This is a genomic window from Streptomyces solincola, from assembly GCF_002982015.1.
In the GTDB taxonomy this organism is placed as follows: domain Bacteria; phylum Actinomycetota; class Actinomycetes; order Streptomycetales; family Streptomycetaceae; genus Streptomyces; species Streptomyces solincola.
Genome location: NZ_PVLV01000124.1, coordinates 1 through 22,894, shown reverse-complemented (window position 1 = coordinate 22,894; position 22,894 = coordinate 1). Strand labels below are relative to the sequence as shown.

At 70.8% G+C, this 22,894-nt stretch carries 20 protein-coding genes and 1 pseudogene; 12 read left to right on the top strand and 9 right to left on the bottom strand.

Annotated features, from left to right (window positions below):
* Positions 1–166: 166 nt before the first annotated feature.
* A complete protein-coding gene (locus C6N75_RS10315; RefSeq protein ID WP_105868579.1) occupies positions 167–1,120 on the bottom strand; it encodes an RNA polymerase sigma factor SigF in 954 nt (317 codons plus the stop codon).
* 237 nt (positions 1,121–1,357) lie between these two features.
* On the opposite strand from C6N75_RS10315, the gene C6N75_RS10310 reads away from it, so the two are divergent.
* Together C6N75_RS10310 and C6N75_RS10305 are read left to right on the top strand one after the other, a co-directional pair.
* A complete protein-coding gene (locus C6N75_RS10310; protein WP_105868576.1) occupies positions 1,358–1,726 on the top strand; it encodes an STAS domain-containing protein in 369 nt (122 codons plus the stop codon).
* Positions 1,727–1,877: 151 nt separating this feature from the next.
* Positions 1,878–2,447: an ATP-binding protein gene (locus tag C6N75_RS10305; RefSeq protein ID WP_181160424.1), complete on the top strand. Its 570-nt coding sequence runs from the start codon at positions 1,878–1,880 to the stop codon at positions 2,445–2,447.
* A 270-nt stretch (positions 2,448–2,717) separates the two neighbouring features.
* On the opposite strand, the gene C6N75_RS10300 is transcribed toward C6N75_RS10305, so the two are convergent.
* Complete coding sequence (locus C6N75_RS10300; protein ID WP_105868575.1) at positions 2,718–4,217, bottom strand: peptide MFS transporter; 1,500 nt, start codon at positions 4,215–4,217, stop codon at positions 2,718–2,720.
* Positions 4,218–4,718: 501 nt separating this feature from the next.
* Between C6N75_RS10300 and C6N75_RS10295 the strand changes: the two genes are divergently transcribed.
* Both C6N75_RS10295 and C6N75_RS10290 read left to right on the top strand, forming a co-directional pair.
* On the top strand, positions 4,719–5,396 hold the full coding sequence (locus tag C6N75_RS10295; RefSeq protein WP_105868574.1) for a response regulator transcription factor: 678 nt from the start codon (positions 4,719–4,721) through the stop codon (positions 5,394–5,396).
* 127 nt (positions 5,397–5,523) lie between these two features.
* On the top strand, positions 5,524–6,822 hold the full coding sequence (locus C6N75_RS10290) for an ATP-binding protein (protein WP_105868573.1): 1,299 nt from the start codon (positions 5,524–5,526) through the stop codon (positions 6,820–6,822).
* A 209-nt stretch (positions 6,823–7,031) separates the two neighbouring features.
* Here C6N75_RS10290 and C6N75_RS10280 read toward each other — a convergent pair.
* Positions 7,032–7,484: pseudogene (locus C6N75_RS10280) on the bottom strand (GtrA family protein); the annotation flags it as partial.
* Between the two features lie 232 nt (positions 7,485–7,716).
* Here C6N75_RS10280 and C6N75_RS10275 point away from each other — a divergent pair.
* The 6 genes from C6N75_RS10275 (at position 7,717) to C6N75_RS10250 (ending at position 13,347) form a co-directional block, all read left to right on the top strand.
* Positions 7,717–8,853, top strand: a complete 1,137-nt coding sequence (locus tag C6N75_RS10275) for a 5-(carboxyamino)imidazole ribonucleotide synthase (RefSeq protein ID WP_374684254.1) — start codon at positions 7,717–7,719, stop codon at positions 8,851–8,853.
* Between the two features lie 22 nt (positions 8,854–8,875).
* Positions 8,876–9,373: a 5-(carboxyamino)imidazole ribonucleotide mutase gene (gene purE, locus C6N75_RS10270; RefSeq protein WP_105868577.1), complete on the top strand. Its 498-nt coding sequence runs from the start codon at positions 8,876–8,878 to the stop codon at positions 9,371–9,373.
* The gene (locus tag C6N75_RS10265; RefSeq protein WP_105868570.1) at positions 9,370–10,608 is read left to right on the top strand and encodes a dipeptidase; all 1,239 of its coding nucleotides are present in this window, start codon (positions 9,370–9,372) and stop codon (positions 10,606–10,608) included. The genes purE and C6N75_RS10265 overlap by 4 nt, the downstream gene beginning before the upstream one ends.
* A gap of 172 nt (positions 10,609–10,780) precedes the next feature.
* Positions 10,781–11,845, top strand: a complete 1,065-nt coding sequence (locus C6N75_RS10260) for a dipeptidase (protein ID WP_105868569.1) — start codon at positions 10,781–10,783, stop codon at positions 11,843–11,845.
* An 83-nt stretch (positions 11,846–11,928) separates the two neighbouring features.
* Positions 11,929–12,411 carry a carboxymuconolactone decarboxylase family protein gene (locus tag C6N75_RS10255; RefSeq protein ID WP_105868568.1) on the top strand — a complete coding sequence of 161 codons (483 nt, stop codon included), beginning with the start codon at positions 11,929–11,931 and terminating at the stop codon, positions 12,409–12,411.
* A gap of 12 nt (positions 12,412–12,423) precedes the next feature.
* Positions 12,424–13,347 (top strand): RNA polymerase sigma-70 factor, encoded by a 924-nt coding sequence (locus tag C6N75_RS10250; RefSeq protein WP_105868567.1) that lies wholly within the window; start codon positions 12,424–12,426, stop codon positions 13,345–13,347.
* Here C6N75_RS10250 and C6N75_RS10245 read toward each other — a convergent pair whose 3' ends face one another.
* A complete protein-coding gene (locus tag C6N75_RS10245; RefSeq protein WP_105868566.1) occupies positions 13,348–13,719 on the bottom strand; it encodes a VOC family protein in 372 nt (123 codons plus the stop codon).
* Between the two features lie 91 nt (positions 13,720–13,810).
* On the bottom strand, positions 13,811–15,154 hold the full coding sequence (locus C6N75_RS10240) for a UDP-glucose dehydrogenase family protein (protein ID WP_105868565.1): 1,344 nt from the start codon (positions 15,152–15,154) through the stop codon (positions 13,811–13,813).
* 247 nt (positions 15,155–15,401) lie between these two features.
* Between C6N75_RS10240 and C6N75_RS10235 the strand changes: the two genes are divergently transcribed.
* Positions 15,402–16,559: an acyl-CoA dehydrogenase gene (locus tag C6N75_RS10235; RefSeq protein WP_105868564.1), complete on the top strand. Its 1,158-nt coding sequence runs from the start codon at positions 15,402–15,404 to the stop codon at positions 16,557–16,559.
* 99 nt (positions 16,560–16,658) lie between these two features.
* Here the strand turns inward: C6N75_RS10235 and C6N75_RS10230 are convergent, their stop codons facing one another.
* Positions 16,659–17,093 carry a hypothetical protein gene (locus tag C6N75_RS10230; RefSeq protein WP_146132532.1) on the bottom strand — a complete coding sequence of 145 codons (435 nt, stop codon included), beginning with the start codon at positions 17,091–17,093 and terminating at the stop codon, positions 16,659–16,661.
* A gap of 167 nt (positions 17,094–17,260) precedes the next feature.
* Here C6N75_RS10230 and C6N75_RS10225 point away from each other — a divergent pair, with 167 nt between their 5' ends.
* On the top strand, positions 17,261–17,716 hold the full coding sequence (locus C6N75_RS10225) for a DUF6193 family natural product biosynthesis protein (RefSeq protein ID WP_219852869.1): 456 nt from the start codon (positions 17,261–17,263) through the stop codon (positions 17,714–17,716).
* A gap of 184 nt (positions 17,717–17,900) precedes the next feature.
* Here the strand turns inward: C6N75_RS10225 and C6N75_RS10220 are convergent, their stop codons facing one another.
* From C6N75_RS10220 to C6N75_RS10205, 3 genes are all read right to left on the bottom strand, one after another.
* On the bottom strand, positions 17,901–18,488 hold the full coding sequence (locus C6N75_RS10220) for an SUKH-4 family immunity protein (RefSeq protein ID WP_105868562.1): 588 nt from the start codon (positions 18,486–18,488) through the stop codon (positions 17,901–17,903).
* Between the two features lie 3 nt (positions 18,489–18,491).
* Positions 18,492–20,108, bottom strand: a complete 1,617-nt coding sequence (locus C6N75_RS10215) for a nucleic acid/nucleotide deaminase domain-containing protein (protein WP_105868561.1) — start codon at positions 20,106–20,108, stop codon at positions 18,492–18,494.
* 1,787 nt (positions 20,109–21,895) lie between these two features.
* Positions 21,896–22,774 (bottom strand): nucleic acid/nucleotide deaminase domain-containing protein, encoded by an 879-nt coding sequence (locus tag C6N75_RS10205; protein ID WP_105868559.1) that lies wholly within the window; start codon positions 22,772–22,774, stop codon positions 21,896–21,898.
* Between the last annotated feature and the right edge of the window lie 120 nt (positions 22,775–22,894).

Sequence of the window (22,894 nt, the reverse complement as noted above, 5' to 3'; positions counted from 1 at the left end):
CCGGGCTCCTGGCGGCGTCCGGGCGGCGAACCGGTGGGCGGGGGCCGCGCGCCGCCCGGACGCCGCCAGGAGCCCGGTAAGCGCCGATCGGCCCGCCCCCAGTCCGGGGAGCGGGCCGATGCGGCGGAAGACGCCTGTCACAGCGGTTCAGGGGCGCGTCGGAGGTCTACTCCTCCACGGTCAGCCCCTTGCGGAGCTTGCCCAGGGTGCGCGAGAGCAGCCGGGAGACGTGCATCTGCGAGATGTTCAGCTCCTCGCCGATCTCGGACTGGGTCAGCCCGGCGACGAAGCGGAGCGAGAGGATCTTGCGGTCCCGGGCCGGCAGCGCGGCGATCAGCGGCTTGAGGGACTCGATGTACTCGATGCCCTCCAGGCCGTGGTCCTCGTAGCCGAGCCGGTCGGCCAGCGCGCCCTCGGAGTCGTCCTCGTCCGGCTGCGCGTCCAGCGAGCTCGCGGTGTACGCGTTGCTGGCGGCCATGCCCTCTACGACCTCGTCACGGGTGATGCCCAGCTTCACGGCCAGCTCGGCCACCGTCGGCGCGCGGTCGAGCTGCTGCGCCAGCTCGTCGCCGGCCTTGGCCAGCTCCAGCCGAAGCTCCTGGAGGCGCCGGGGCACCCGCACGGACCAGGAGGTGTCGCGGAAGAAGCGCTTGATCTCGCCGACGATGGTTGGCATCGCGAAGGTGGGGAACTCGACCCCACGGCTCAGTTCGAAGCGGTCGATGGCCTTGATCAACCCGATGGTGCCGACCTGGACGATGTCCTCCATCGGCTCGCTGCGGGAGCGGAAGCGGGAGGCGGCGAACTTGACGAGCGCGAGGTTCAGCTCGACCAGGGTGCTGCGCACGTACGCGTACTCGTGGGTGCCCTCCTCCAGCGCGTTCAGCCGCGCGAAGAGGGTCTTGGAGAGCGCGCGGGCGTCGAGCGGGTCGACCTCGTCGTACGGGGGGATCTCGGGGAGATCCGTGCCGTAGGCGTCGTCGAGTGCCTCGGCCGGGCCGGGCACCTCCACGACCGCCGGGTCGACCGCGACGGAGTCAAACGCGGAGTCGATCGGGTGGGGGGAAATGGGTGTCGACGGCGCGTCCGGGGTACGCGTTTCGTCGAGCCGGGGTGACATGGTCTCCTCCATCGTTCTCGGCGTAGGCCGCCGTTGCCTGAAAACGTGCTGCGGTGAGCGGCGCCTCCGAAGCCGGCCGTGTGGGTTGTGTCCTTACTAGGCCTACCGGTCAGCGTGGATCGTTGCAAGTATGAAATGTCCTGTATGTCCGTTATGTTGCTTACCCCCTGGCTACCGACTGCCGTTCCGAGGGCGTAGTGTTCTACCGACCTATCGGCATCGGCGAAGAGGGACGGCATGGACCGCGGGACGGTCGGCAGCGCTAATCAGGGCCGGCTCAAGGTCGGGGTCCGGACGGAGGGCCGCAGCGAGGTGGTCACCCCGGCAGGTGAGCTCGACCACCACACCGCAGAGCTGCTGCGTGAGCCTCTGGACGCCGCGGTCGAGCGCGGGCGCGCCCGCCTGGTGATCGACTGCTCGCAGCTCGTGTTCTGCGACTCCACCGGGCTGAACGTGCTGCTCGCGGCCCGCCTCAAGGCGGAGGCCGCCGGCGGCGGGGTGCACCTGGCGGGCATGCAGCCCGTCGTGGCCCGGGTGTTCGAGATCACCGGCGCGGACGCGGTGTTCACCGTGCACGACTCGCTGGCATCGGCGCTCGAGAGCTGAGACGGCGGCCCACCGAGGGCGAAAAGGGGTGTCGTCCGGACGCGTCCGGGCAGAAGACCCCAACAGGAACTCCTGCGGAGACCACGCGGAGGATCCGTACGTTCTGTGACGAAGTAATGGCGACTTGGTGAATCGGTGAGGTGAAGCGCTGATGGGCACCACCCAGCAGCATCCGCCGAGCGGGATCGACGCCGGGTCGGAGGGCTCCGCCCTCCGCGGCGTCGCGGCTCCCGCTGCCTCCGCCGGCCCCGCGGCGCCGGAGGGGACGTCCCACATGTCAGGCGCCGAGGTGGCCGAGCCGCCCGCCGGGGAACGCCGGCTCAGGAAGCTCTCTCTGGGCAGCGCCAGCGGCATCGTGCCGCTCGCCCGTGACTTCACCCGCCAGGCGCTGTACGACTGGGGCTGGCTGCCCGCCGAGGGCGCCGACCGCCGGGCCGCCGCCGAGGACGTCCTGCTCGTCGTCTCGGAGCTGGTCACCAACGCCTGTCTGCACGCCGAGGGGCCCGAGGAGCTGCGCGTCTCGCTGGACGCGAAGGTGCTCCGCCTGGAGGTCGAGGACCGCGGTTCCGGCCAGCCCGAGCCCCGCACCCCGCACCGCGCGGGCCGCCCCGGCGGACACGGCATGTTCATCGTCCAGCGCCTCTGCCTGGACTGGGGCGTGCTTCGCGCCCCCAGCGCCGACGGCAAGACCGTCTGGGCCGAGCTCGCCGCCCCCGCGTAACCCGCCGCGTACGCCGCACCATCCCGTACGCCGAATCGCACCGCATATGCCGTACGGCTCCGTACACCGCCGCGCACGACCGCGCCCCGTCCCATGCCCCCCGCTGCCCGTCCCCGTACGCCGCACCGCACCGCGTACGCCGCCGCATGGTGCCGCTCATCTCGCCGCTTCGCCGCTTCGCCGCTTCGCCGCCGCCCCGGAACGCCGCGGGCCCCTCGTACCGCCGGGGAGGCGGTGACGAGGGGCCCGCGGGCCTGCCGGAGGACGGGGTCAGTGGACGCCGCCCATGTGGGGCTGGACCTTCTTGCGGAACATGTAGATCGCGACACCCGCGAGCACGGCGAGCGCGCCCTGGCTGGCGAACCACCACTCGGTGTCGGTCGGCGCGCCCATGAGCTGGAGCAGCGCGATGACCGAGTCGCCGGCGGTGACGGCCAGGAACCACACGCCCATCATCTGGGACGCGTACTTCTCCGGCGCCAGCTTCGTGGTCAGCGACAGGCCCACCGGGGAGAGCGTCAGCTCGCCGACGGTCTGGAGCAGGTAGACGGCGGCCAGCCACAGCGGGGTGACCTTCACGCCGCCCGCGGCCGCCGCCTGGGCCAGCATCATCACAAAGAAGGACAGGCCGACCAGCACCAGGCCGTTGGAGAACTTCGCCAGCGTGCTCGGCTCCTTGCCGCGGCGCGACAGCGCCACCCACAGCCAGGCGAAGACCGGGGCCAGCGCCATGACGTACAGCGGGTTCAGCGACTGGAAGTAGCTCGCCGGGAACTCCCAGCCGAAGATCGACAGGTCGGTGTTCTTGTCGGCGAACAGGCTCAGCGTGGAGCCGGTCTGGTCGTAGATGCCCCAGAACACCGCGGCGGCCACGAAGAACCAGACGTACGCCGACATCCGGGACCGCTCGACCTGGCTCAGCTCCGGGTCGCGCTTGACGCGGACCAGGTACCAGGCGGGCAGCGCCAGGCCGAGGATCGTCAGCGGCCACAGCACCCAGTCGATGCTGAGCGAGCCGGTCATGCCGACCACCGCGTAGGCGACCGCGGCCACGACCGCCCAGATCGCCGCCTTGCGGATCACCGCGGTGCGCTCGGCGGGGCTCAGCGGGGCCGGGACCATGTTGGACTCCGGCGCCAGGTGGCGGAAGCCCATGAAGTAGAAGACCAGGCCCAGGGCCATGCCGACGCCTGCCATCGCGAAGCCGAGGTGCCAGTTGACCTTCTGGCCCACCAGGCCGATGGTCAGCGGGGCGAGGAAGGCGCCGAGGTTGATGCCCATGTAGAAGACCGTGAAGCCGCCGTCGCGGCGAGGGTCGTTCTTGTCCGGGTACAGGTGGCCGACCATCGTGGAGATGTTGGCCTTCAGCAGGCCGGAGCCGGCCGCGATGAACGCCAGTCCGATGAAGAAGGAGGCCGTGGCGGGCACCGCCAGCAGGAAGTGGCCGACCATGATGATCGTGCCGGAGACCGCCACCGTCTTGCGGGCGCCCCAGACACGGTCGCCGAACCAGCCGCCCGGCAGCGCGAGCAGGTAGACCATCGCGTTGTAGACGGAGTAGATCGCCACGGCCGTCGCCGTGTCGAAGCCGAGACCGCCGTCCTTCACCCCGGCGGCGAGGTACAGCACGAGCAGCGCGCGCATGCCGTAGAAGCTGTAGCGCTCCCACATCTCGGTCATGAAGAGATTGGCCAGACCCCGGGGCTGGCCGAGGAAGGTCCTCTCGGTGCCGGCGGTACCGGTCGAGTCCTTCGTCAGGCTGGACGCCATGTCGATCCTTGCTCGCTCGGGACGCGTCGTGCTTCGTGAGCCGTTGCGCGCCCGGTGGGGGGTGGCCGGCACCGGTCCGGCCGTGTCCGAGGCCCGCCACCGTCACCCGGCAGGGGCGCGCCCCCGCACATCGGGGCGGGGGCGGGGAGGACACGTCCGTACCGGGATCCACACCCGGGCGCTTCCTCGCGCCGGGCCCGGCCGGTAGGTCGTTCACCTCAGGCTGGCACGGCCGGCCGGAGGTGAGGAAGGGGCCGTTGGCGGTTCAAGCGGGCCAAAAGTCCCTGAGTGGTACATCAGACGTCTCGACACCATACGACACGACACTGCGGCATATGGAAGGACTTGAGAGATGGATCACAGGTTAACGGGGAACCGCAGGCGTACATCCGAAGGTGTTACGCAGAATGGTCGCCCAGACTCGCAGGGTACCGGCCGCACCTGTGGATCAGGGCGCGATCTCCCGGCGGCCGCCTCACCCACCCGACTACCATCACTCCCATGACCCGTGTACTGCTCGCCGAGGACGACGCATCCATCTCGGAACCGCTGGCCCGCGCCCTGCGGCGGGAGGGATACGAGGTCGAGGTGCGCGAGGACGGGCCGAGCGCGCTGGAGACCGGACTCCAGGGCGGAGTGGACCTGGTCGTGCTGGACCTGGGGCTGCCCGGCATGGACGGCCTGGAGGTCGCCCGCCGGCTGCGCTCCGACGGGCTGACCGTCCCGGTGCTGGTGCTCACCGCCCGCGCCGACGAGGTCGACACCGTGGTCGGCCTCGACGCCGGCGCCGACGACTACGTCACCAAGCCGTTCCGGCTCGCCGAGCTGCTCGCCCGGGTTCGGGCCCTGCTGCGGCGCGGCGCCGGCGACCCGGTCCCCGCGCCCGCCCCGCACGGCGTGCGGATCGACGTGGAGTCGCACCGGGCCTGGATGGGCGAGGAGGAGCTCCAGCTCACCGCCAAGGAGTTCGACCTGCTGCGGGTCCTGGTCCGGGACGCCGGCCGGGTGGTCACCCGCGACCAGCTGATGCGCGAGGTGTGGGACACCACCTGGTGGTCCTCCACCAAGACCCTCGACATGCACATCTCCTGGCTGCGCAAGAAGCTCGGCGACGACGCCGCCAACCCGCGCTACATCGCCACCGTCCGCGGTGTCGGCTTCCGCTTCGAGAAGAACTGACCCGGAACGAGAAGACCCGACCCGAACCGAGAAGACCCGACCCGGAACAGACCACGGCGGCAGACCGCCGAAGGAAGTACGGAACTGACCACGGCGGAAGACCGTCGAAGGAAGTAAGGCACGGGCCGTGCGCCGCCGACTGATCACCTCCACCCTCGCCGTCGTCCTCGTCGTCATCGCGGTCTTCGGCGTCTCCCTGGTCATCGTGGAGACCCGCACCATCGGCGCCAGTGCCCAGGAGAGCGTGGACACCGAGGCGGTGCGGCTGGTCAGCATCGTGGACAGCCGGCTGGTCGGCGGCGAGCCGGTCAACCCCGACATCCTCGCCCGGCAGAGCGGCGCCCGCCGGTACGCCGTCATCGACATCTCCGGCCGGCCGCCCATCGAGATCGGCAGCCGCCCCGAAGGCAGCGTCATCCGCGGCGAGGCGCGCGGCGGGCGCGGCCAGCGCCGGGTCACCGTCACCGTCGAGGAGTCCCGCTCCACCGTCACCCGCGAGGTCGGCCGCACCCTGCTGATCATCGGCGGGGTGGCGCTGCTGGCCGTGGTCGCCGCGATCCTGCTGGCGGTGCGCCAGGCCAACCGGCTCGGCTCCCCGCTCACCGATCTCGCCGAGACCGCCGAACGGCTCGGTTCCGGCGACCCCCGCCCGCGCCACCGGCGGTACGGGGTGCCCGAGCTGGACCGGGTCGCCGACGTGCTGGACGCCTCCGCCGAGCGGATCGCCCGGATGCTCACCGCCGAGCGCCGGCTCGCCGCGGACGCCTCCCACCAGCTGCGCACCCCGCTGACCGCGCTGTCCATGCGGCTGGAGGAGATCTCCGACACCGGCGACCTGGACACCGTCCGCGAGGAGGCGCACGCCGCGCTCACCCAGGTGGAGCGGCTCACCGACGTCGTCGAGCGGCTGCTCACCAACTCCCGCGACCCGCGGACCGGCTCCGCGATCGCCTTCGACCTGGACGAGGTCGTCAAGCAGCAGATCGAGGAGTGGCGGCCCGCCTACCGCAGCGCCGGCCGCGCCCTGGTGGCCTCCGGCAAGACCGGCATCCGCGCGGTCGGCACCCCCGGGGCGGTCGCCCAGGTGCTCGCCGCGCTGATCGAGAACTCCCTGATGCACGGCGGCGGCACGGTCGCCCTGCGCACCCGGGTCACCGGCAACCAGGTGGTGGTGGAGGTCGCCGACGAGGGCCAGGGCGTGCCGCCGGACCTGGGCGCGCGGATCTTCGAGCGGACCATCAGCGGCCGCAACTCCACCGGCATCGGGTTGGCCGTCGCCCGCGACCTGGCGGAGGCGGACGGCGGCCGGCTGGAGCTGCTCCAGCAGCAGCCCGCGGTCTTCGCGCTCTTCCTCAGCCGCGAGGCAGGCCAGGGCCGGGACACCGCCGCCCCGGCGCCGCGGGAGCCCGCGCCGACCGTCCGCTGACCGCTCGGCGTGTACGTACGCCGTCAGCGGCGGCGCGGCACGGCGGCCGGCACCGGGTCGCCGCCCTGCGCCTTCCGTTCGGCGCGCTCAAGGATCGCCTCGGCCGTCTGCACCGCCTCGTCGCCCGCCCGCGCGCTCACGCCCGCGCCGGCGTCCGCGTCCGTGCCGGCGTCCGCGTCCGTGCCGGCGTCCGTGTCCGTGCCGGCGTCCGTGCCCGTGCCCGCGTCCGCCGGCAGTGCGCGGAAGACCCAGGTCCGGTAGGACCAGAAGCGGAACAGCGTCGCCACCGCGATCCCGGAGAACTTGAAGACGTTGGACTGCAACGGGGTGTCCCAGCCGAAGCCGTACGTCGCCGCGTACAGCACGCCGTTCTCGATCACCAGCCCGGCCAGGCTGAACAGCAGGAACAGCGTGAGCTCCCGGGTGCGGCCGGACTTGTCGCGGTCCCGGTAGGCGAAGTAGCGGAAGCCCGCGTAGTTGCAGGCGATGGCGACGACCGTGGCCAGGATGCTGGCCCGGACCACCGGCACCTCGGTGGTGTGCCGGACGAGGTTGAAGACCGCCATGTTGACCAGCAGGCCGACGCCGCCGACGAGGCCGAACTTCGCGATCTCGCGGACCAGCTTGTCCAGCTTCGCCCGGAGGGCGCCCCGTTCACTCATGGTGATCTCTCGGTCCTGTCATCCGGTGTGGTCAGGCGGTCGGGCGGCTCCGGGTATGCCCGGCCCCCGCGTGCCTACCGTCGGCCATGCTAACCATCGGCCGAATGCCGCGCCCCGGCAAGGCGGACCGGGACCGGGAGAAGCCCGCCGTTTCCGGGCTCCGGACCGGCCGGGTCCGGGTGCCCCGCGGGCGGCCGGATACCCTGGGAGAGTGACGTTTCCGGTAGTCGGCATGGTCGGCGGCGGCCAGCTCGCGCGCATGACCCACGAGGCGGGCATCCCCCTCGGCATCAGATTCAAGATCCTCAGTGACACTCCGCAGGACTCCGCGGCCCAGGTCGCCGGTGAGGTCGTCATCGGCGACTACCGCGACCTGGACACGCTCCGTGAGTTTGCTCGCGGCTGCGACGTGATCACCTTCGACCACGAGCACGTGCCCACCGAGCACCTGCGGGCCCTGGAAGCGGACGGCGTACCCGTCCGTCCGGGGCCCGACGCGTTGGTGCACGCCCAGGACAAGGGCGTGATGCGGGCCCGGCTCAGCGAGATCGGCGTGCCCTGTCCGCGGCACCGCATCGTGACCGACCCCGCCGACGTGGCCGCCTTCGCGGCCGAAGGCGCCGGTGCGGACGGGGGCGACGGCTTCCCCGTGATCCTCAAGACGGTGCGCGGCGGGTACGACGGCAAGGGCGTGTGGTTCGTCCGCTCCGAGGCGGAGGCCCGCGACCCGTTCCTGGCCGGCGTCCCGGTGCTCGCCGAGGAGAAGGTGGACTTCGTGCGAGAGCTGGCGGCCAACATCGTCCGCTCCCCGCACGGGCAGGCCGTGGCGTACCCCGTGGTGGAGTCCCGGCAGGTGGACGGCGTCTGCGACACGGTGATCGCACCGGCGCCCGAGCTGTCCGACGAGCTGTCCGGCCGGGCCCAGGAGCTGGCCCTGCGGATCGCCCGCGAGCTGGACGTGACCGGGCACCTGGCGGTCGAGCTGTTCGAGACCCGCGACGGGCGCATCCTCGTCAACGAGCTGGCGATGCGGCCGCACAACTCGGGCCACTGGACCCAGGACGGCGCGGTCACCTCGCAGTTCGCCAACCACGTGCGGGCCGTGCTGGACCTTCCGCTGGGCGACCCGCGCCCGCGCGCCCCCTGGACGGTCATGGTCAACGTCCTGGGCGGCGACTACCCGGACATGTACCAGGGCTACCTGCACTGCATGGCCCGCGACCCGCAGCTCAAGATCCACATGTACGGCAAGGACGTGAAGCCCGGCCGCAAGGTCGGTCACGTGAACACCTACGGCGACGATCTGGACGAGGTGCTGGAGCGCGCCCGCCACGCCGCCGGCTATCTGCGAGGAACGATCGTTGAGTAGCAACCCCCTGGTCGGCATCGTGATGGGCTCCGACTCCGACTGGCCGGTGATGGAAGCCGCCGCGCAGGCTCTGGACGAGTTCGAGGTCCCCTACGAGGTGGACGTGGTCTCCGCGCACCGGATGCCGCGCGAGATGGTCTCGTACGGGGAGCACGCCGCGGGCCGCGGGCTGAAGGCGGTCATCGCGGGCGCCGGCGGGGCCGCGCACCTGCCCGGCATGCTCGCCTCCGTCACCCCGCTGCCGGTCATCGGCGTCCCGGTGCCCCTGAAGTACCTCGACGGCATGGACTCCCTGCTGTCCATCGTGCAGATGCCGGCCGGAGTCCCGGTGGCCACCGTCTCCGTCGGCGGCGCGCGCAACGCCGGGCTGCTGGCCGCGCGCATCCTCGCCACCGCCGATCCCGAGCTGCGCTCCCGCATGGAGGACTTCCAGCGCGAGCTGAACGAGCAGGCGACGGAGAAGGGCAAGCGGCTGCGGGCCAAGGTCGAGGGCTCCTCGTCGTTCGGCTTCGCCCGGTGAGCCCCGCGTCTGGTCCGTCCCCCGAAGTCCCCGCGTCCGGTGCGCCGGCCGAGGCGCGGGAGGCGCTTGCCGAGGCCCGCGCTCTCCTCGCCGACTTCCCCGTCGTCGACGGCCACAACGACCTGCCCTGGGCGCTGCGCCAGCACGCCGGCTACGACCTGGACCGGCTCGACGTGGCAGCCGACCAGACCGGCCGGCTCCACACCGACCTGCCCCGGCTCCGCTCCGGCGGGGTCGGCGCCCAGTTCTGGTCGGTGTACGTGCGCAGCGACATGGCCGGGGACGACGCGGTCAGCGCCACCCTGGAGCAGATCGACTGCGTGGACCGGCTGCTGGCCCGCCACCCGGCCGACCTCGCGCCCGCGCTCACCGCCGACGACATGGAGGCGGCCCGCGCGGCCGGCCGGATCGCCTCCCTCAAGGGCGCCGAGGGCGGCCACTCCATCAACAACTCCCTCGCCACCCTGCGCGCCCTGTACACCCTCGGCGTCCGCTACATGACGCTCACGCACAACGACAACATCGCCTGGGCCGACTCGGCCACCGACGAGCCGGGCGTCGGCGGGCTCTCCGCCTTCGGCCGTGAGGTCGTACGGGAGATGAACCGGCTCGGCATGCTGGTGGACCTCTCCCATGTGGCGGCCACCACCATGCGGGACGCCCTGGACACCTCCGAGGCGCCGGTGATCTTCTCGCACTCCTCCGCCCGGGCCGTCTGCGACCACCCGCGCAACATTCCGGACGACGTGCTGGAGAGGCTGCCGGCCAACGGCGGCGTCGCCATGGCCACCTTCGTACCGAAGTTCGTGCTGCCCGCGGCCGTCGAGTGGACCCACCGTGCGGACGAGAACATGCGCGCCCACGGCCTGCACCACCTGGACACCAGCGCCCAGGCGATGGCCGTCCACGCGGCGTTCGAGGAATCCCATCCACGTCCCACCGCCACCGCGGCCACCGTCGCCGACCACCTCGACCACATGCGCGAGGTCGCCGGCATCGCCCACGTCGGCATCGGCGGCGACTTCGACGGCACCGCGTTCACCCCGTCCGACCTCGCCGACGTGGCCGGCTATCCGAACCTGATCGCCGAACTCCTCACCCGCCGCTGGTCCCGCGCCGACATCGCCCGGCTCACCTGGCAGAACGCGGTCCGCGTGCTGCGCGACGCCGAGTCGGTGGCCCGCGCCGCCAACCGCCCCCCGTCGCTGGCCACCCTCGCCTCCCTCGACGACTAGCCTCGACGACCACAGGCCACCGCGGCGGTGTCCCCCATCCGGCGGACACCGCCGCGCCGTACGTCGCTCCCCGTGCCACCGTGGTCCGCAGGGCGTGCCGTCCGGAGCGCGCTGCCCCCGCACGAGCCGGGCGGCCCGCCCGCACCGGCTCGCGTCCCCGGAGCGGAGCGCCATGGCAGACCTTCAGCACCTTCCGTACGCGGACACGGCCGCCTTCGGTGAGCCCGACGAACCGCCTCCCGCCGAGGCCCCCACTCCGGCGGCGTTCGACCTCGAACGCGCCCGCGTCCTGCTGGCCGCCCAACTGGTCGTCGACGGGCACAACACCCTGGGCCAGCAACTGGACCACACCCACTGGCAGGACCTGCTCTACGGCTCCGCCACCCTGGACACCGACCTCCCCCGTATCCAGGCCGGCGGCGTCGGCGCCCAGTTCTGGTCCCTGCACACGGCCGCCGACACCGCCCCCGACGTGGTCAGCGCCACCCTGGACCGAATAGACGCCGTCACCACGCTGATCGCCTCCGTCCCCGAGGTGCTCCGCCTGGTCACCGACGCCGACCAGATGGCCGAGGCCCGCGACTGCGGCCGCATCGCCTCGATCCTCGGCCCGGTCGCCGGCGCCGCGCTCGCCGACTCGCTCGGCACCCTGCGCGCCTACCACGCCCTCGGCGTCCGCAGCGTCACCGTCGCCGGCGCGCACTGGACCGCCACCGGACTGACCGCGTTCGGCGAGTCCGCCCTCCGCGAGATGAACCGCCTCGGCGTCCTGGTCGACCTCTCCGGCGCCACCGAGGAGACCATGGACCGCGCCCTGTCCATCGCCGCCGCCCCGGTCATCCTCTCCCGCTCCGCCGCGCGCGCCCTGACCGACCACCCGGACAACGTCACCGACGCGGTCCTGCGCCGCCTGCGCGCCAACCGGGGCGTCTGCATGGTGAGTTTCGCCCCCGACCAGGTGCGCCACGCCGACCAGCCGGCCTCCCTGTGGGACGTCGCCGACCACGTCGAGCACGTCCGCGCCCTGGCCGGCCCCGAGTCCGTCGGCCTCGCCGGCTCCTACGGCACCGCCAGCGACGCCCCGCACACCATCGGCCTCGAAGACGCCTCCTGCTACCCCAACCTCATCGCCGAACTCCTCCACCGCGACTGGTCGGAGGCCGACATCGCCGCCCTCACCTGGGGCAACGCGGCCCGCGTCATGCGCGAGGCCCAGTCGCCGCCGACCGCCGGCTGACCTTCCCGCGCCCGCGTGTCACAACCGCGGCCCCCGTCTCGTCTCCAGGGTGTAGCCATTCACCTGGGACCGAGGAGACGACGATGGACGCGCGACTCGACTACTTCGCCAGCCCGACCGCGGGCCGGGTCTTCAAGCACGTGATGACCGCCGGGAAGATCATCCATGACTCGCCGCTGCCGGCTGCCACGCAGGAGCTGGTGGCGCTGCGGGTGAGCCAGATCAACGGCTGCGCGGTCTGCGTCGACATGCACACCAAGGAGGCCGCCGCGGCCGGGGAGAGCGCGGTGCGGCTGCATCTGGTCGCGGCCTGGCGGGAGGCCACCGTCTTCACCGAGGCCGAGCGGGCCGCGTTGGAGTTCGCCGAGCAGGGGACCAGGGTCGCGGACGCCGGCGCGGGCGTCAGCGACGAGGTGTGGGAGCGGGCCGCCCGGCACTATGACACCGAGCAGCTCACCGCCCTCACCCTCCTGGTGTCCTTCATGGGTCTGGTGAACCGGCTGAACGTCATCGCCCGCAACCCGGCCGGCGACTACCGGCCCGGCCAGTTCGCGGCCCGGGCCTGAGGGGGGACCGACGTGGGCAAGGTCGAGGAGTTCGAGGAGCTGCGACCGCTGCTGTTCTCGATCGCGTACCGCGTCCTGGGCAGCGTCGCCGAGGCCGAGGACGCGGTGCAGGAGACGTGGCTGCGCTACGACGCCTCGGCGACCCGGCCCGCGTCGGTCCGGGCGTACCTCTCCACCACCGTCACCCGGCTCGCGATCGACGTGCTGCGCTCGGCCCGGGTCCGGCGCGAGGAGTACGTCGGGCCGTGGTTCCCCGAGCCGCTGCTGAGCGACCCGTACGAGGACCCGGCGCGGGCCGCGGAGCTGGCCGACTCGGTGTCGACGAGCGCCCTGCTCCTGCTGGAGCGGCTCACTCCGCTGGAGCGGGCCGTGTTCGTCCTGCGCGAGGTCTTCGCCTTCGGATACGACGAGATCGCCGAGGCCACCGGCCGCTCGGAGTCCGCCTGCCGGCAGCTGCTCGTACGGGCCCGGCGGCACATGCGGGACGGGCGGCCCCGCTTCGCGGCGGACCGGGCGGACCGGCAGGAGCTGGCGACCCGGTTCTTCGACGCGCTGAAGGACGGCGACGTGGACGGCCTGCGGAGCCTGCTGGCCGCCGACGTGCAGATGACCGGGGACAGCGGCGGCAAGGCCCCGGCCCTCGCCCGGGCGATCGTCGGCGCGGACAAGGTCGCCCGGCTGCTGGACGCCTATTTCGCGAGCATGGCGCTGGTCGAGGCCGTGCTCGAGGTGCGGCAGATCAACGGCCAGTCGGGTGCGGTGATCCGCGACCGCGACGGCCGGACGATCGCGACCATGACGCTCGACGTGCTCGACGGGCAGGTGCAGGCGGTGCACTCCGTCGTCAACCCCGACAAGCTCGGCCACCTGGGTCCGGTGGCCGACGCCTGGGCCGTCGACCGGGAGCTGAAGCAGGCGCGGCGGCAGTCGCGCTGATCAGGCCCGGCAGAGGCAGAAGGGATGTCCCGCCGGATCGGCGAAGGCCCGGAAGTCGGCGTGCGCGTCGTCGTCCACGTCCAGCTCGCGCGCGCCCAGCTCCAGCACCTTGGCATGGGCCGCGTCCATGTCCTGGACCGTGAGGTCCAGGTGGAGCTGCTGGGAGTTGCGGTCGGCGCGCGGCCACTCCGGGGGAGTGAGGTCATCGGCCCGCTGGAAGGCGAGCCGCTGGCCGTCGTCCAGGTGCAGCTCCACCCAGTCGTCGTCCTCGCCGCCGTCGATGCGGCCGCCGAGCACCTCGGCGTAGAACTCGGCGAGCCGCAGCGGTCGCGGACAGTCGAACGCGGTGAGCTGGAGCGTGGCGAAACCCATGGACCCTCCTCGGTGGCGTGAGGGGCGGGTGCCTCGCGCCGCCGGTGATCAAACCCACCGCCACCCGCGAGGGGTACGCGGCCCACGCGGGCTACGCCCGGGGCCGGCCCATCGCCCGGAACGTCCAGCCGGCCTCGCGCCACGGCACCGGGTCCAGCGCGTTGCGCCCGTCCAGGATGATCCGGTCGGTGACCGCCTCGCCCAGCTCCGCCGGGTCCAGCTCGCGGAACTCGCGCCACTCGGTCAGGTGAAGGACGACGTCCGCGCCCCGCACCGCCTCCAGCGCGCTGTCGGCGTAGCCGAGCGTGGGGAACAGCCGGCGGGCGTTCTCCATCCCCTTCGGGTCGTAGACGGTGACCTGCCCGCCCTGGAGGTGGATCTGCCCGGCGACGTTCAGCGCCGGCGAGTCCCGTACGTCGTCGGAGTCGGGCTTGAAGGCCGCGCCCAGCACCGCGACCCGCTTGCCCAGGAAGCTGCCGTCGCCCAGCGCCTCCCGCGCCATGCCGACCATCTGGCCGCGGCGGCGCATGTTGATGGAGTCGATCTCGCGGAGGAAGGTGAGCGCCTGGTCGGCGCCCAGCTCGCCCGCGCGGGCCATGAAGGCGCGGATGTCCTTGGGCAGGCAGCCGCCGCCGAAGCCGATGCCGGCGCGCAGGAACTTGTGGCCGATCCGGTCGTCGTGGCCGATCGCCTCGGCCAGCTTGGCGACGTCGCCGCCGGCCGCCTCGCACACCTCGGCCATCGCGTTGATGAACGAGATCTTGGTGGCCAGGAAGGAGTTCGCCGAGGTCTTCACCAGCTCGGCGGTCGGGAAGTCCGTCACCACGAACGGCGAGCCCTCCGCCATCGGCGTCGCGTACACCTCGCGCAGCGTCTTCTCGGCGGCCGCGCTCTCCACGCCGACCACGATCCGGTCCGGGTGCAGGGTGTCCTGCACGGCGAAGCCCTCGCGCAGGAACTCCGGGTTCCAGGCCAGCTCCGCGTCCGCGCCCACCGGGGCCCGGTCCGCCAGCAGCTTCGCCAGCCGCTCCGCGCTGCCCACCGGCACCGTCGACTTGCCGACCACCAGCGCCGGCCGCTTCAGGTGCGGCGCGAGCGCCCCGAAGGCCGCGTCCACGAACCTCATGTCGCAGCCGTACTCGCCGTGCTTCTGCGGAGTGTTCACGCAGACGAAGTGCACGTCGCCGAAGTCGGCCACCTCCTCGTAGGAGGTGGTGAACCGCAGCCGCCCGCTCGATCCCTCGATGCCCGCCACGTGCCGCCGCAGCAGCTCCTCGAGGCCCGGCTCGTACATCGGCACCCGCCCGGCCTGGAGGGTGTCGATCTTCTCCTGCACCACGTCCAGGCCCAGCACCTCGAAGCCCAGTTCCGCCATGGCCGCCGCATGGGTGGCGCCAAGGTAGCCGGTGCCGATCACGGTGATCCTGAGGGCCATGGGGAAAGCTCCATCGACGTGCGCGTACGGGAGGGACTGCGGCCCGAGCATAACCGCGCCCCGTGCCGGCCACCGTCCGCCGGGCGCGGCCCCCGGCCGGGCTGTCGGCAAGCTCACGCGCACCCCACATATGCCGATTGCGGTCGGGGCCACTAAAATTCAGGTTACTTAACGGTAGTTAGCAACGTATCCGTGATCGGCAACGCATCCGCATCCGCGGTCCGCAGCCCAGGGGAGTGAGTGCACAGTGGCGGGAACGCCTGACTTCGATCTGTACCGCCCGTCCGAGGAGCACGACATGCTCCGGGACACCGTCCGCTCGCTCGCCGAGGCGAAGATCACGCCCTTCGCCGCCGCGGTGGACGAGGAGGCGCGCTTCCCGCAGGAGGCGCTGGACGCGCTGGTCGCCTCCGACCTGCACGCCGTGCACGTCCCCGAGTCCTACGGCGGCGCCGGCGCCGACGCCCTCGCCACGGTCATCGTGATCGAGGAGGTGGCCCGCGCCTGCGCGTCCTCCTCCCTCATCCCGGCCGTGAACAAGCTCGGCTCGCTCCCGGTGATCCTCTCCGGCTCCGAGGAGCTGAAGAAGAAGTACCTGGGCCCGCTGGCCAAGGGCGACGCGATGTTCTCCTACTGCCTCTCCGAGCCGGACGCCGGCTCGGACGCGGCCGGCATGAAGACCAAGGCCGTGCGCGACGGCGACTCCTACGTCCTCAACGGCGTCAAGCGCTGGATCACCAACGCCGGCGTCTCCGAGTTCTACACGGTCATGGCCGTCACCGACCCCGACAAGCGCTCCAAGGGCATCTCCGCCTTCGTGGTCGAGAAGTCCGACCCCGGCGTCTCCTTCGGCGCCCCGGAGAAGAAGCTCGGCATCAAGGGCTCGCCCACCCGCGAGGTCTACCTCGACAACGTCCGCATCCCGGCCGACCGCATGATCGGCGCGGAGGGCACCGGCTTCGCCACCGCGATGAAGACCCTGGACCACACCCGGATCACCATCGCCGCCCAGGCCCTCGGCATCGCCCAGGGCGCGCTGGACTACGCCAAGGGCTACGTCCAGGAGCGCAAGCAGTTCGGCAAGCCGATCGCCGACTTCCAGGGCGTGCAGTTCATGCTGGCCGACATGGCCATGAAGATCGAGGCCGCCCGCCAGCTCACCTACGCCGCCGCCGCCAAGTCCGAGCGCGGGGACGCCGACCTGACCTTCCAGGGCGCCGCCGCCAAGTGCTTCGCCTCCGACGTCGCCATGGAGGTCACCACCGACGCCGTCCAGCTCCTCGGCGGCTACGGCTACACCCGCGACTACCCGGTCGAGCGCATGATGCGCGACGCCAAGATCACCCAGATCTACGAGGGCACCAACCAGGTCCAGCGCATCGTCATGGCCCGCAACCTGCCGTAACCCCCGCCCGCCGCCAGACGAGAGGAAGCCCCGGCCCCAGCACCCCAGGAGCCGGGGCTTCCTCGGTCGGCCTCAGTGAACCGGCCTCAGTGGATCGGCTCAGTAGACGCCGGCGACGACCGCCGCCTCCGCCGGAGCCTCGGGGTCGCCGTAGCGCACCTCGAACCGCGACGAGGCGTAGGAGGACGCCAGCCGCACCTGCCGCCAGTCAGCGACGGTGGGAGCGACGGTGTCATCGGCGATGAACCCGCCGGTGGTCCGGCCCTCGTCCAGGTCCCAGAGGAAGAAGACGCCCGTCCCGTCCACGTGCGGGTCCTTCGCCAGAGCCAGACGCCACACCCGGGGGGTCCCCGCGGGCGCTCCGAGCTGCCCGACCTGGATCCACTGGAGATGGTGCAGGGAGAGCTGCTGGTCCTGCGGCGAGTGGTCCGCCACCACGGCCACGGGACTGGCCGCTGTCGCCAGCGGCGCCCCCGCAGTGAGAAGCGCCAGGCCGAGCGCTGCGCTTCCGGCGAGCCGAGGGATCTTTCGCATGCGAAACCTCCTTGATGGTGCGCCCGGCGTCCTCGCCGACCGCGACCCCCAATCTCGACTAGACCGTGCTGGCAGGCAGCTAACGCATCGTCAAGCAACGCCTAAAACACGTTCGTTCGCGTCCAGGATCGCCGAAGGTCTAGAGAAACCGAGGTGACACGACCCCTATGGGGATCGATGCGCCCCGAAGCGCTGCGGAAATCGTCGCTGAGGCACGGGCCACCGTCCTGACCTACGACTTCGACCGGATCGCTCCGGCCGTACCGCGGGCCGCCTACGCCCACCAATCGCTGCGCCAACTCTGGCCCATGGTCAGTCACGGCGTCCTGTACCTGAGCCGATGCACGAGGTTTCCGTGGACGGATGATGTCGGGACGGCCTACCCCCTGGGCAGGGGCGGCTACCGAGTGCGTCGCTGCTCCGACAACACCCTGCTCGGCGAAGTCGCCACCGTCGAGGAGGCGTACGCGCCGATCGCGGCCGATCTTCCCGACGGCTGCGGCCCGGCGATCGAGGGCACGCCGCACGACGTGTGCATCCCCCTGCCGCTGGTCCCTCCGCACCAGGTCGTGGCCGTGAGCCCTTGCCCACTCCCGGACGACGCGAGTGTCGATTGTCGGTGACGCCCATGGCGAAGAGCGACTCAACGGGGCGGGAAAGGGGTTGGGACCGCCGGGCGGCCCCCTTTTCCAGGACGTCTCGATCCCTACGTGCGCCTTTCCTCGGGGTGGCCAAGCCTGAGCAGCGGACGCAGCCGTGACGGCTTCTGTCTTCGGCGTTTACGTGACAACGCACCTTTTCGCCGGGCTATGTGTAGATCCCGCCTTCGAGATTTTCGAAGATTTCGATCCACTCGCTCAGTTCATGCCGAAAGGGCAGGGGATCGGTCAGGCGGATCTCCGCAGTCAAGGCGTCAACTTCCCGCTTCCGGCGCGCGTACTCGATGTCTTCGTCATCCTCGTCTTCGCCGCGTGCGTAATTCTCGACGTACTCCAGGAACGATGAGATCGTCTTAGCGAACGATGACAAGTCAGCGTGAACCGGGATGATTTTCCGGATTGCGTCCGTGTGCTGGTACACCACGCCGGTGCCCGGGTGAATGACGAGTTCGTTGATCGGAAAAGTCCCGAGCCTGACGACGCTCCCTACTTCCTCCGGGTACGCCCAGCCCTTCTCGACGTAAGGGGCGCTGTCCCAGACGAAGCCGGCATCGAACTCCGGCGGAAGCCCGAAGGACAGTTCCCACTCTTCGGAGCCGGGGATGCCGACATCCATGACGAAGCGCAGCGTCTCACCGGCGAATCCGTACTCCCGGGCTGCGTCCAACGAGATACGGTGGACGTTCTCGGCGCCCATGACTCGCACCAAGGTGTCGTGATCGACGTCAAAAAGCATGTGTCAGCCCCGCTTGCCCTTCCTTGCCGCTTCCATCGTGGCACCATCCGATTCGGTCATCATTCCGGATCCGAGACCGTGCTGCCTGTGCCAGTCTTCCAAGTTGCGCCTGTACGCACGGTGCTCACCGTCGATCTTATAGGGAGATGGTCGTTTGTCGTCGACAGGTGACTGGTCGTAGCTGTGTGAGTGGGTGACTTCGAGGTCCTTCCCAAAGTGCTTGCCCAGCCACTGATCGCACCACGACCCCGACTGCTGGCACGGTTCTCTCTCTGTGTAGAGGGACTGAACGCCGCCCTGCTTCCCGTGTCTGAGGACCGGGTAGCCGATCGTTCGCTCGGAGTGGACGCCCTTACTGTGCCCTACAAGGATGACTTCGTTGCCGCTACTGTCGATGTAGTTTGCTGCCGCGTAGTTACCTCCCTTGTAATCCTTCTTCGAGTATCTGGCCAACTGAGTCGCGTAGGCCAGGTCGCTGGTCTCCGACCGGCCAAGGCGCCTCGATGCGACTCTTGGATTTGCGGGTGAAGGTGACAGTCCGAAGGGGTTCTTTTCCTTGGTGTCCGTGCTGCGATGGCGCCATACGGTTCCGTCGGGCTCGAGGATGTCGCGGACTCCGGCTTCGCTGCCGTTGATCCTTGTGGGAGTGCGGCCGTCTGTGTGTAGTTGCTCGACTGTCCCGTCGGCGTTGAGCAGGTACATCGGCACCTCGCAACTGTCGATGTCCCCCTTGCGCCGCTTGTCTTCCTCCTTGTGGTCCTTCTTGCTCTTGTCGATCTTCCCGCCGTGCTTCTCCAGCACGTCGACCGTTTCGTCGGCCTTCTTGTCGACGGCGTCGTCCGCCTTGTCCATGACGGTGGCGAGCTTGTGGAAGCGGCTGTCCTTCTTCACCGAGCTGCGGCGCTTGGAACCGCCGGCCTGGTGCTCGCCCTTCTTCTTGTTGAAGTTGTCGCGGGTGGTGCCGTAGTCGCTGGTGGCCCGGTCGAACTCGTCGAACTCGATGACCAGGTCCTGGGCGGTGTCCGCGCTGCCGCCGGCGTAACCGGAAAGGTCCTCGCCGTCCGCGTCGAGTTGGTCGGTGAAGACGCGTTCGATCTGGCCGAGTATCTTCGCCTCGATCTTGTCCGTGACGACGGCGGTGATCTCGCTTATCGCGTAGTCGATGGCCTCGTGCAGGGCGATGCGGCACGCTGCGATGGCCGCGGCGCTGAGCAGGCCGCTGAGGCCGGCGGTGAAGAACATGCCGATCACACCGGCTGTGGCCGCGGCGGCGGTGGCTGACAGCTCGGCTATACAGGCGATCTTGCACCCCTCGATGAAGCCGGCGCAGTCGTCGAGGGCGTCGCCCAGCTCGTCGAGAGCCTTGGCGAAGGTGGCGAGGTCTTTGGTGGTCAGTTTGCCCCAACGCCGGTCGATGGCGTTGACGGTGTGCCCCTTGCTCCGTCCCGCGACGATGTGGGAGCACGCCTTGTTGCCGTCTCTGACCGCGTCTCGTATGCCTTCCGCGAGGTTGCGGTAGTCCTTTGCGCTACCGCGTATCTCATCCTCGTCGATGTTGGGCCACTGGACACCGACGAGGTCGAGGACCTCGACCAGCTCGTCGGGAAGCTGCTTTCCCATCTGTCAATACCCCGTCAGAAGTGTTCACAGAACACCCTTTCGAGGTACGGATGGGTCGTCAACCTCACGGGTCTCGGATCAGGACAGCCGGGAGCTCGCGTTCACGAAGGACGCAGACAGACCAGGGACTCATCGGTTCCGACGACGAGATCTCCCCAGGGAGCCAGAGTGATGGCGGTGACGGGGGGCCCTGGACGGAAGGCGCGGACCTCACCCGAGTCCAGGGAGTGATGCTCCACGAGTCCGTCCGCCCAGCCGACGGCCAGCACCAAGCCCTCGCGTGAATCACCGACAGCCAGGGTCACCGGGGGACACGGGCGGGAGAGGACAGGCGAGCCAAGAGGCTCCGCATCGACGCGCCAGGCGCGGACGCACCCGTCCGAACCGCCGCTGTAGAGCAGGGGGACGGCGGCGCCCCCCTTGGACTGCGCGAGTTCCACGGCGGCGAGCGCGGTCACAGACCCTTCGTGCAGCCGCATCGAGCGACTGCCCCCCGCTCCCTCTTCCCAGAAGAAGGCGTGGACGTGACCCGAGGCATCCGCAGTGGCGAGTAGCGAGCCGCTCGCGCAGAGCGCCGTGGCAGGCGTGTGCCTCAGGTGCGCCGTCACGGACTCCAGGATGCGGTCGAAGCGGGTAGGTCCGTCATCCAGCAGCGCGGAGAGTCCCGACTGGTTCGCCGGGGCCGCACTCTCCCGGACATGGGCGAGCCCTCCCTCCGAACCGAGAGTGAGGACGCTGCCGTCAGACCATGCCGTGAGCGCGCGGGGTGGTGGAACGCGCGGGGTGATGCGCCCGATGGGGGAGCCGGTCTCGCTGCTGATGATGCGGATGGTGCCCTGGTGGTCAGCGACGAGGAGACTGGCTGTGGGACTGTCCAGTCCCGCCGCCAGTCCCCGGGCGGGCCCGGGCCAAGGAGGGGTGATGTCGCCGGAGACCCGGTGCCAGACCAAGCGCCAGGGTGTGGCACCGGCCAGGCTGGCGAGTTCCTGGCCCAGACGCGGATCCGCGTCATCCCCTAGAGCTGCGTGCAGCACGAGTGCTCTGTCAGCGCTGCGCTGAGTCCGGATGAGCGAAGGACCTCCTCGCGTCCACGCCCTCCGCAACCCACCATGACTGCCGGCGGATTGCTCGTAGAGCCTGGATATGACCCGGGGATCGCCGGCGCAGACCATGGCGACGTCGTCCAGGTCCATGCCCGGGTCTGTCGGCACCTCGTCCGTGGCGTCCGCCGCGGGGACCGGAGGGCTGCTCCGACCGCCACGCCGCATGCCGTCCCGGGTCGGTCCAGCGCGGCTCGTCGAGGTCCATCACCGCGGGCTCGACGGCGAGGAGGCCCGGTGAGTAAGGGCTGCCGGACCGCAACTCCACTATCAGCTTGACGTGTTCGAGCTGTAGGGGCGAGACGAGGAACTCGGAGACCGCCTCAGGAGTGTCGGCGGCGCGGTGCACGTCCGGTAGCACCACCACGGTTCGGCGTCCGTCTCCGGCCAGCGCGGCCAGCAGCTCTCCGGGTGTGCGGGCCGCGACCGACAACTGCTCGGCCAGTGCCCAAGCGGTACTCAGTATCGTCATCCCGGTCAGCGGAGCGAAGGCATGCACGCGTCGTTCGCTTCGGGTGCCCGGGCGGGTTCCATGACCTACCAACCAGGCGAGCAACGCCGACTTCCCGCAGGCTGCGCCACCCGTGACCAGGCAGAGGCGGGGCGCGGAGGCATCAGCCAGCCAGCCGAGCAAGGCCGTCGCCGCAGGCTCGCGGCCCGCCTCCGGCCGCTGCCATGACGAATCCCTCACTGGTTCCGCGCCTGCTGCGCGGCGGAGGTGATCAGCCCCTTCAAGCCGTCCTCGCGAGACTGCGCATCCGAGCCGTAGTCGAAGCTGTGGGTGAACTCGGCCTGAGGAAAGGTGGACTGAAGCCAGACCGCGCAGTAGTGGCCGGGCATCATGCAAGGCTCCAGCTCGCAGTACACCTTGCGTACCTGCTGCGGTCGGACGCCCTCGGCGGCCAGGCGCTGCCACAGCAGCTCCTCCGGATGCGCGCGCCCCGGGCCGGTCGCCTCCGTGGCGACCTGCTTGCGACCCGAGGCATCGAGGTACTCGAACGCGGCGGAGAAGGGGAAGTTGAGGGTGTGGCGTACGTCGTCCAGGACCCGGGGCCACCAGCTCTCGCGCTCCACGAACGCCTCGGGGTCCATCTGACGCAGCTCGGCATTCAGCTCGCGAAAGCCTGCGGCGGCTACGGGGAGGCTGGTCGATGCCGCGATCACCGACATGCGCCGGTCCAGGACGGCGAGGGCCGAGCCGAAGAGCCGGACATCGGAACTGGCGAACATGTCCGGTTCCTCGAAGCCCGGCAGCACCACCTGCACCGCACCATCCGGCCGTACGCACACCTGGGCGAGGCCGTCCGTGCCGATGCGCAACCAGGTCTCGGCGCCGCTCGCCGGTCGGGGCATGCCGCTGTGCTCGGCGAACACTCCGAGTGGGAGGCTGTCGGACTGCTTCGCGGAGGTGAAGTACGGGCCCACGTGAAGCGGGACGCCGACCTCCTCCAGGTAAAGCCGGGAGGGCGACGGCAGCGTTATGCCGAGTGGAGACGTGACCTCGAACCGGCGCATGCCCCCGGGACCGAAATGATCGACGGTAGGGTCCGGGACCGGCGCGGACATCGGGCTCCCTCGGGCGTAGGGCGTCAGTGGAGCTCCGACCCTAATCGACCACCTTCAGGCCGCCGCGCCGAGCCCCGCGCCCCGGCGGGGAGGAGCGGTGCGGGGAGTGCCGGGGCGCGG

Excerpts from the sequence above, each read along its gene's own strand:
- C6N75_RS10315 (WP_105868579.1), bottom strand. The coding sequence starts at position 1,120 with ATGTCACCCCGGCTCGACGAAACGCGTACCCCGGACGCGCCGTCGACA.
- C6N75_RS10310 (WP_105868576.1), top strand. The coding sequence starts at position 1,358 with ATGGACCGCGGGACGGTCGGCAGCGCTAATCAGGGCCGGCTCAAGGTC.
- C6N75_RS10305 (WP_181160424.1), top strand. The coding sequence starts at position 1,878 with ATGGGCACCACCCAGCAGCATCCGCCGAGCGGGATCGACGCCGGGTCG.
- C6N75_RS10300 (WP_105868575.1), bottom strand. The coding sequence starts at position 4,217 with ATGGCGTCCAGCCTGACGAAGGACTCGACCGGTACCGCCGGCACCGAG.
- C6N75_RS10295 (WP_105868574.1), top strand. The coding sequence starts at position 4,719 with ATGACCCGTGTACTGCTCGCCGAGGACGACGCATCCATCTCGGAACCG.
- C6N75_RS10275 (WP_374684254.1), top strand. The coding sequence starts at position 7,717 with ATGGTCGGCGGCGGCCAGCTCGCGCGCATGACCCACGAGGCGGGCATC.
- purE (WP_105868577.1), top strand. The coding sequence starts at position 8,876 with ATGGGCTCCGACTCCGACTGGCCGGTGATGGAAGCCGCCGCGCAGGCT.
- C6N75_RS10260 (WP_105868569.1), top strand. The coding sequence starts at position 10,781 with ATGGCAGACCTTCAGCACCTTCCGTACGCGGACACGGCCGCCTTCGGT.
- C6N75_RS10255 (WP_105868568.1), top strand. The coding sequence starts at position 11,929 with ATGGACGCGCGACTCGACTACTTCGCCAGCCCGACCGCGGGCCGGGTC.
- C6N75_RS10245 (WP_105868566.1), bottom strand. The coding sequence starts at position 13,719 with ATGGGTTTCGCCACGCTCCAGCTCACCGCGTTCGACTGTCCGCGACCG.
- C6N75_RS10240 (WP_105868565.1), bottom strand. The coding sequence starts at position 15,154 with ATGGCCCTCAGGATCACCGTGATCGGCACCGGCTACCTTGGCGCCACC.
- C6N75_RS10230 (WP_146132532.1), bottom strand. The coding sequence starts at position 17,093 with ATGCGAAAGATCCCTCGGCTCGCCGGAAGCGCAGCGCTCGGCCTGGCG.
- C6N75_RS10225 (WP_219852869.1), top strand. The coding sequence starts at position 17,261 with ATGGGGATCGATGCGCCCCGAAGCGCTGCGGAAATCGTCGCTGAGGCA.
- C6N75_RS10220 (WP_105868562.1), bottom strand. The coding sequence starts at position 18,488 with ATGCTTTTTGACGTCGATCACGACACCTTGGTGCGAGTCATGGGCGCC.
- C6N75_RS10215 (WP_105868561.1), bottom strand. The coding sequence starts at position 20,108 with ATGGGAAAGCAGCTTCCCGACGAGCTGGTCGAGGTCCTCGACCTCGTC.
- C6N75_RS10205 (WP_105868559.1), bottom strand. The coding sequence starts at position 22,774 with ATGTCCGCGCCGGTCCCGGACCCTACCGTCGATCATTTCGGTCCCGGG.